The sequence below is a fragment of the Noviherbaspirillum galbum genome, assembly GCF_010974945.1.
GTDB lineage: Bacteria > Pseudomonadota > Gammaproteobacteria > Burkholderiales > Burkholderiaceae_D > Noviherbaspirillum > Noviherbaspirillum galbum.
In genome coordinates this window covers 52,334-60,173 of the sequence record NZ_JAAIVB010000064.1, presented here as the reverse complement: position 1 = coordinate 60,173, position 7,840 = coordinate 52,334, and the positions used below count along the sequence as shown (strand labels likewise).

At 55.9% G+C, this 7,840-nt stretch carries 4 protein-coding genes; 2 read left to right on the top strand and 2 right to left on the bottom strand.

Translation table 11 applies throughout. The features are described from left to right. Positions 1-973 precede the first annotated feature (973 nt). Positions 974-2,311 (bottom strand): NYN domain-containing protein, encoded by a 1,338-nt coding sequence (locus G3574_RS18135; protein ID WP_163966282.1) that lies wholly within the window; start codon positions 2,309-2,311, stop codon positions 974-976. A 60-nt stretch (positions 2,312-2,371) separates the two neighbouring features. Then, positions 2,372-3,727 (bottom strand): replication initiation protein, encoded by a 1,356-nt coding sequence (locus G3574_RS18130; RefSeq protein ID WP_163966280.1) that lies wholly within the window; start codon positions 3,725-3,727, stop codon positions 2,372-2,374. Between the two features lie 1,111 nt (positions 3,728-4,838). On the opposite strand from G3574_RS18130, the gene G3574_RS18125 reads away from it, so the two are divergent. Beyond that, entirely contained in the window at positions 4,839-6,002 is a 1,164-nt protein-coding gene (locus G3574_RS18125) for a ParA family protein (protein ID WP_163966277.1), read from the top strand. Then, on the top strand, positions 6,002-6,982 hold the full coding sequence (locus tag G3574_RS18120) for a ParB/RepB/Spo0J family partition protein (protein WP_163966274.1): 981 nt from the start codon (positions 6,002-6,004) through the stop codon (positions 6,980-6,982). Before G3574_RS18125 ends, G3574_RS18120 begins: the two co-directional genes overlap by 1 nt. Positions 6,983-7,840: the final 858 nt, after the last annotated feature.

The window sequence follows — 7,840 nt, the reverse complement described above, 5'->3', positions numbered from 1 at the left end:
AGGTTGCCCCGGCAGACGTCCGATCGTCGCTCACTCAAAATACTGACTAGGCCAGTCCTTGCGAACTGTCCTGTATTCTGTGCAAGCACTTGATATATTGTGAGACACCGGTTACCCGGCGTGCACCTCCATCAAGCGCCCACATCTATCGACATTGTCTTGTTAAAGAACACCCCCGTTAATTTAGCGCATGCCGAAGCATGCAAATCCACGGGCCGGCGAAGCGTTGTGTCCGCCTGAATTATCTATCTAGAGATTACCTCGCTGGTTTCAAGATGAAGCCAGGAAGAAATTTCGCCGAAACGATGCGGAACTCGTTTTTTCCGCTTGCCAGAGGAAGGAGCGATGTCCTTCGTGACTCTTCCGCCGCATGCTGTTGTTTTGCTCACGCGGCTTAGTCCTATATGGGACCAACCTGGAGCATTTCAACTGCGTGCGGCCGTCATTGCGTTGTGAATGACTTCCCGCTGAACAATGACAATCACTCCGTTGTACTGCCTGGCTGACTGCATGTGTGCTGCGAGGGAGCCGAACTATAGCAAACGATATCGGGGTACGCAAGTTTTTTGGCGTAGAAAGTCAAAATTTCCCGGGCTCAATTCTTCTTGGCACGAGTATCGGGCATTCTCATCCCAGAGTAAGTTGCCATCAATGCGATCGTTACCTGATTTTTCCGCTGGTACGTCCTGTAGCGTTCCAACTGGAAAGGACTGCAAGGATTGGAACCTATTTTTTCAGCGAGAATATCCGATGAAACCGAAGGGCGGCGGCGCTTCCCCGGTCTGCTCCCCGCACTGGTTCGGAAAGTATGGACGATAGCTGCGCATGACTTCACAAAGGTTCCGAGCGGCATCCAGTTGCCCACCTCTATCAGTGCTCATACTTGAACATCCGGCCAGCAAGATGACGTAGATTAAGAGCATCGGTAATCTCATCCTGCCCTCCTTCGACGATGACGTCGCTTCTCCCTGCTTCACTCCGATGGTGCCTCCTTCTTGCGAGGGCGGCGACTACGTGTTGGAGCCTTTCGCTTCGCGGGAGTTTCCGTTTCGCCAGCAACGGCAGTCTCAATGGCACTGAGATTGCCGTCGCCTGAGGTTGCCGGCAGGAGGGATGGCACTTCGACCACAGGCCCCGGCAAGGTCTGGCTCTCTGGTGCCTCGGCGGACTCCGCTTTCTTCCTCGTGGATTTCCGTGCGCCGCGCGTCCTGCGCCGCGGTTCCGGATTTTCCGGCGGTTCCTGGGCAATCGCTTCGGCCGCATCGCCATCCATCGCGACTCTGACTGCAGCATCGGCGAGATCGGCGATGGCTGGCTGGTCAATCACCAGATGTTCCGAGATCGGCTGTTCATCGGAGGCTTGCGCGGGTTCGGGTGCGGAATGAGTACGGGCGTGCCTGCCTGTGTGTTTTGCATGGCCGGACTGCTCCGCCGCCATTGACTCGGTCATTGCCACCGGGCTGGGAGCGACGTTGCCGGCGCTGCCACCCATGCTGCTCCGATAGACATAGGCACCGGATCGTTCGTCGCGACCGAACTCGAGCAGGCCTCGCTTCTGCGCCTCTTCGAGCAGGTTGCCGAAGGTGCGAAAGCCGTAGAAGGTCTCGCTGAAATCCGGCTTGCGGCGCTTGATGGCCTCCTTGAGCACCGAAGCCCAGATCTTGCCGCTGTCTCCCCGTTCGGAAGACAGGGCATCGAAGGTCTCCGCGGCGATGTCGATCGCCTGGCTTCGGCGCGCGTCCATTTCTTCACGGCGGCGCTTCTCGTCATCGGGCGAGCGCTTCGCCGCCGGTTGCGCTTCGCGCACGTCGCGCTTTGCTGCAGCACGCCGGCTTTCGCGGACGAGATCATCGTAGAAGATGAATTCGTCGCAATTCGCCACGAGGAGATCCGAAGTGGATTGCTTGACGCCAACGCCGATGACCTGCTTGGCGTTCTCGCGTAGCTTCGACACCAGCGGCGAAAAATCGGAATCGCCGCTGATGATCACGAACGTGTTGACATGGGACTTCGTATAACAAAGGTCGAGCGCGTCCACGACGAGGCGGATGTCCGCGGAATTCTTGCCGGACTGGCGCACATGAGGAATCTCGATCAGTTCGAAGTTCGCTTCATGCATGGTGGCCTTGAAGCTCTTGTAGCGGTCCCAGTCGCAATAAGCTTTCTTGACGACGATGCTTCCCTTGAGGAGCAAGCGTTCAAGAATGGGTTTGATGTCGAATTTGTCGTAATTCGCGTCTCGCACGCCAAGTGCGACGTTTTCGAAGTCGCAGAAGATCGCCATGCTGACGGTATCGGGGAAGGTTGCCATAAGTGTGTTTTTCTTGAAGAAAAGGGACGGCCGCGCCGTCCGTGTCGTGCCTTGGATGGATCAACCCGCCGCCTTGCCCTGGATGACCGCTTCCGCGGCGAACCTGAGCAGGTCGAGGTCGGTCGGTTCCTGCCATTGCTGCTGCGCGAACCACATCGCAAAGGCGGTACGAACGGGAGTGCTGCTCAAGCCGCGCGCCAGGTTTAATCCCTTGGCGCCGTCGCTGGCCTTGAACTGGTCCAGCCACTCGGCCTGGGCCTCGGCGTCGAGTTCGCGGTACAGGCCCATTGCTTCCTTGGCGCGCTCGACGAAATACCGCTCGCGGATCGCTTCGATGGAGGCATCGGCTTTCGACTTGGGCGGCAGCGCCTCGATTGTCTTTTGCGCGACCGCGGTGTTGCTGACATAGCCTTGGCGCAGCGCCTGCTTGAAGTATCCCGCCGGCGAGGTCAGCTCGGGCGCCTTCTTGTTTCGCAGCCTGGCCTCGACCAGGTCCAGCGTCGCCTTGAGTTTTGGCTCCTCGGTCGTGGCCAGCAGGTTGCAGGCGTCTTCCTGGGACAGGCCCAGTGCCATCATCCGCTGCACGAGTTCAGCGTCGACAACCGGCGGCGCAGACAGGGCGAGCGATTCCTGGTTGGCAGGCGCGACGCGGAATTGCAGGCTGGCGACCTTGCGCCCGTTCTTGTGCTCGATCAGCTCGACGTTGATGTCGGTGACGGTGTTGATTTCGGTGATTGCGTATTTCAAGACATCACGCTTGAAATACTTGTATTCGGGTATGGTCTCTCCAACGGGGTTGCCGGTCAAGACGCCGTACCACCATTCCCATTCGGCCCTGTTCGTGACACGCGAAGGGTTGGTGGCGTACCGGCGGCAGATTTCGTAGAGCGCCAGGCTTGCGCCGCTGCGCAGCAATGCTTGGTAATAGACGGACAACTTGGTGTACGAGCCCGGCGCCATCACCATGTTTTCGACCTCGGGCGGAAAAGCGAAGCCAAACCACAGCATGCCGCCCTGCTTTTTCAATCCCTTGGGATTGACCAGCTTGACCGACGACACGAGCCGCTCGCTCGTCCACTGGATTGCGTCTTCCGAGTAGATTCGTATGTTCTGCAGTTCTTGCACCTGTTCCTTGAACAGCTCGGTGTCCCGGCTGTCGTACGCCGCGTCGCGGGCGAGTTCGGCCATCGGGATCCAGTAGTAGTTCTTTGCAACCTCGGTGTCGATCGGCGCGTTCTCGCCCTTGTTGCGGATGCGCTGGGCGTGGTACACCATGACATTGAAGATCTTGCGGGACAAGAGCGACAACCGGCCTTCGGATATGCGCAGTCCGATGGCTTCATTGGTCTTGCGGAACTCCTTGAGTTCCTGGCTGTTCGCTGCGAGCGCTTTGCCGGGCTTCTTTTTCGTCGCCATGGGATGGTGAACGGTACGGGGTAATTTTCCTCACCTTCGGATGTTGCCTGAAAAGTGAACGGGTAGCAATCACCTTGTCCTAGCATGGCTTGATTCCCTGTAAAAGCTCACCATAGCCGATGCCATCTACCCTGTATCCACTCACCATACCTCCTGCAAAGGCTCACCCAGATTGGATAAGGTCCCTGATTACACTCACCTTGATCCCTGTGGAGGCTCACCTTTGTTCCCGTCGAAGCTCACCTCACCGGCTGGAAAGCCAAGGCTGGCGCGGGTTTCACAGTCTTTAAGGTTTACAAGGTTTCAAGGTGTTTACTTTCAAATCCTCAATCCCGGCGGAAGGCGGTGACGGCAAGCAGGAAAACTGAGGCAAGGAGTAGGTTGATTTGAAAGCAAGTGCCTGTAAAAGCTCACCATTCGATGTCATAGGTAGCGAGATCTGGCTTCGCGGTTGGGTGAAGTGCGTTTCGGCGCTCGGAATGAAGAAAACGGCCTTGGCCAAGGTGTCTAGGGCTTTTAAGAGCGTGGTTTGGGTATATCAATCTGCTTTGAATCCCTGTAAAAGCTCACTTTAACGGTTTGGTCCCTGTAGAGCCTCACCTTTCAGCACTATCTGGCCGACGTTGAGGTTAGTGTGTGCGGGGCGGATAAAGACTCGCAGAAGCGTATTTGTTTCAAATCGGCAAACCAACTCGCGCGAAAAAGACAAAAGGTGAGCTTCTACAGGGACTGTGATTCCCGTAGAAGCTCACCTTTAGCTGGTGAGAGCAGGTCCTTTTCTAGCGATACCCGTAAAAGCTCACCTTTGCGTCGGCGCAGAGTGCGGCAATAGCATTTTTCTGCACGACATGGCGTTTCGGTTCAACAAAGAGTGGAATCAACTGCCTACGGGGCTGCCAAGGCGGTTCTGTGCTTGCTTGACGGCCCGGGGCATCGTTTCTAGTCCCTGTAAATCCTCACCATTCCCGCTTCAGGTTGGCCTAAGCGAGGGCAAGAACCCATACCGACCTGTCTCTTCGTCGTTACGAGTAACGTTTGAAATTCTTCAAGATTTTCCGAATTAGATAGTATCATGCCATAAATTCGGAAATTTTCAAAAAAGGGAGAAAAGATGGATAACAGTACAACTGGGCTCGCGCAAGTGTCCATGCACGAGCTTGCCGAACTTGCAGGCACGGCCGAGGATGTACTTGCCCAGGTAAGGGAGGCGATGATCGAGCCCCATCCCCGCAAAGTGGCACCGACTTTCAGTAGCGCCATGATCGCCGATTTATGCGGCGTCGACAAAACGCAGGTGAAGTATCTGGCGCAGAAGCATGGACTGCCACAAGGAAACAAGCAACCCGGTTCCAAGGCCAAGGATTATTCACTGGAGGACGTCATCACCTGGGTTCGCACGGTGGCGGGCCGTCCGCAGCGTCCCCAAACACAGCAAGGGAAGGTCATCGCGGTCTGTAATTACAAGGGTGGCGTAGCGAAGACTTCCACGACCGTGGCCCTGGCACAAGGCCTGACCTTGCGGGGACTCAGGGTCTTGGTCATCGATTGCGACGGACAAGGGACCGCGACCCAGCTGCTGGGCATCAGTCCCGAGCAAGATGTCGACGTCGAGCAGACGATCATGCCTTTCATTCATGGCGATGAGCCGGACCTGGGTTACGCCGTGCAGCCAACCTACTGGCACAATCTTTCCGTCATTCCGGCATCGAGCGGATTGCTGGCCGCTGAATTTGCCATCCCTGCCAAGGCAATGTCGCAGCGTGGCTTTCGGTTCTGGGAAATGCTGAAGTCTGGCGTAGCGCCCTTGCGCACCGAGTTCGATGTTATTTTGATCGACACGTCGCCCAGCCTTTCGCACCTGACCGTCAACGCCATGATTGCGGCTGATGGCTTGCTGATGCCTTGCCCGCCTGACGCCCTTGACTTTGCTTCCAGCGTCCAGTTTTGGGGAATCTTTTCCGAATTGATGGAGGGTTTGCCGGACGCCATGGACAAGCGCTATGACTTCATCTCCGTCATCTACACGAAGGTCCAAGCCAATGAAATCTCCCGAATCGTAAAAACCTGGATGCACCAGGCCTACGGACGCCACATCAATGGCATCGAGATCCCCGACAGCACGGCGGCGCGGACCGCCTCGGCGCAATTGAAAACGATCTATGACCTGAGCAAGCCGGACGGCAGTGCGGAAGCCTATCGCCGCTACAAGGATCCCCTTGACCGGCTGGCTGACTACGTACTGGATCAACTAGCGCTCGCATGGAGGCAGAAATAATGAGTATCTACGACAAGATTGGTGCAAAGACGGCCGGCATCAAGGCGAGGACGGTTGAAAAGACGGGTGACAAGACGCCCCGTACGGCTCCTGGGATGTTCTTGAACGCGACGCAGCGCATGGATGCCGCAGAGGCGAAGATCGAGGAACTGGAAGCGCAGCTGAAAGAGGCCCGTACGCAGACTGCGGAAATCGCTCTCGACGAACTGCATGAAGTCGACGGACGGCGCCGCAAGCTGACCGGACAGCAGTACCACGAGCTTCGCGAAAACCTGCGCCAGAATCCGCTGGTGACACCGATTACCGTGCGACGCCGTGCGGAAGGTGGCTATGAGATCGTGTCCGGCAACAACCGAGTCGCCGCCTTTCGGGAGTTGGGCCGTACTCACATACCCGCCGCATTGCTCGAAAGCGACGATGACCAAGCCGAGATTAATTCCTTTTACGCCAACCTTCTGCAACCCGACTTGCCCGATTTTGAAAAATACCAAGGATTCCGAAAGATCCTTGAGCGGCGGCCTGACTTGACCCAGGCCCAGATCGCGGAGGGAGCAGGAGTTTCGCGTTCGTTCATTTCCCAATTGATGGCGTTCGACGATTTGCCGGCTGAAGTCCTAGCTGCGTTGTCGGACCGGCCGAATCTGATTGGGGCCAACGCGGCACAGGATCTTGGGGCGCTGACGAAACGAGGACGGGCGGATCAGGTGACACAATCCGTCTACCGCTTGGCACGAGGTGAAATCGATCAGTCCACTGCAGTACGTGAGGCTAGCCTTGACCCTGCGGTAAAGGTAGAAGCAAAGGCAAAGCCGGAGCCAGTACGCATCAAGATGGGAAAGAAAACCTACTGTGCGCTACAGCGTGCAGACAGGGTCTTGCGTATCCAATTTCAGACCCCGGAAGAAGCGGCGGCAGTACAGGATGCAATATGCGAAGTGCTGGAGCGTCGCGCGAAAGAACTCAAAGAGGCTGAGGATTGATAGTATCACTCCCAATAAAATCAATAAGTTAGGAAAAGCAATCTATATCGGCATTCTTTGGCGACATCGACGCAAGCCTTTTGCATGCCGCAACACCATTGGCCCCAATTCACTGGGGCCTTTTGTTTGGTGAATCGAGCGTAATGGTATTGATCGGCACGTTTTGCCTTGATCGATAGTATCACCCGCTTATAAAACAAGGGCTTAGCGAAAATCGAGATTCGAGCGTGCGCCTTTGGACATGCCTAATCCTTATTCCATGAAACCAAGATCTGTCATTCAGCCGATTGTGGCCCTTACCTTCAAACTTTCAATGGTGAGCTTCCACGGGGATTAGGCGATGACCCAGTCGGTCAGTATCACTGCCTCCCGATATCCTCGTGCTTGCGACAGCTAGCGAGCTTGGTTATGGCTCAAAAATCAAAACAGGGCAGTTTCCGGATTGGTCGCATTTGAGCATCACCTCCTCCACATCCGAAAACGCGTCCTCACCCTGTCCAACAATGAAGAGCGAAGGTGAGCTTCTACAGGGAAGATGTTCACGCAAAATCACATTGAATGAAAAGGTGAGCTTTTACGGGTATCGCAGACGCCTAGTCGCCTCACGCCCAAAGGTGAGCCTTTACAGGTACCTCAAGCCAACCATTCACTGATTTTCCCCGTACAGAGTATTGCCTAGCGCATATACTTATCATCCATCAAAAAAGCAGTGTACACTTGGACCATCTTGCCGTACTGCAGCCATATAGTCCATGCAATCAACCACTTACATCCGATTCTTGGCAACGAGTCTTAAGCGCCTAGCCTCGAGCGCAAGTTCCCTTCGAGGCGCTGCGTACAAAGAGCTCCAAAATCCCT

Bases quoted from the DNA above. Each gene is read 5' to 3' on its own strand.
- G3574_RS18130 (WP_163966280.1), bottom strand. From the start codon at position 3,727: ATGGCGACGAAAAAGAAGCCCGGCAAAGCGCTCGCAGCGAACAGCCAG.
- G3574_RS18125 (WP_163966277.1), top strand. From the start codon at position 4,839: ATGGATAACAGTACAACTGGGCTCGCGCAAGTGTCCATGCACGAGCTT.
- G3574_RS18135 (WP_163966282.1), bottom strand. From the start codon at position 2,311: ATGGCAACCTTCCCCGATACCGTCAGCATGGCGATCTTCTGCGACTTC.
- G3574_RS18120 (WP_163966274.1), top strand. From the start codon at position 6,002: ATGAGTATCTACGACAAGATTGGTGCAAAGACGGCCGGCATCAAGGCG.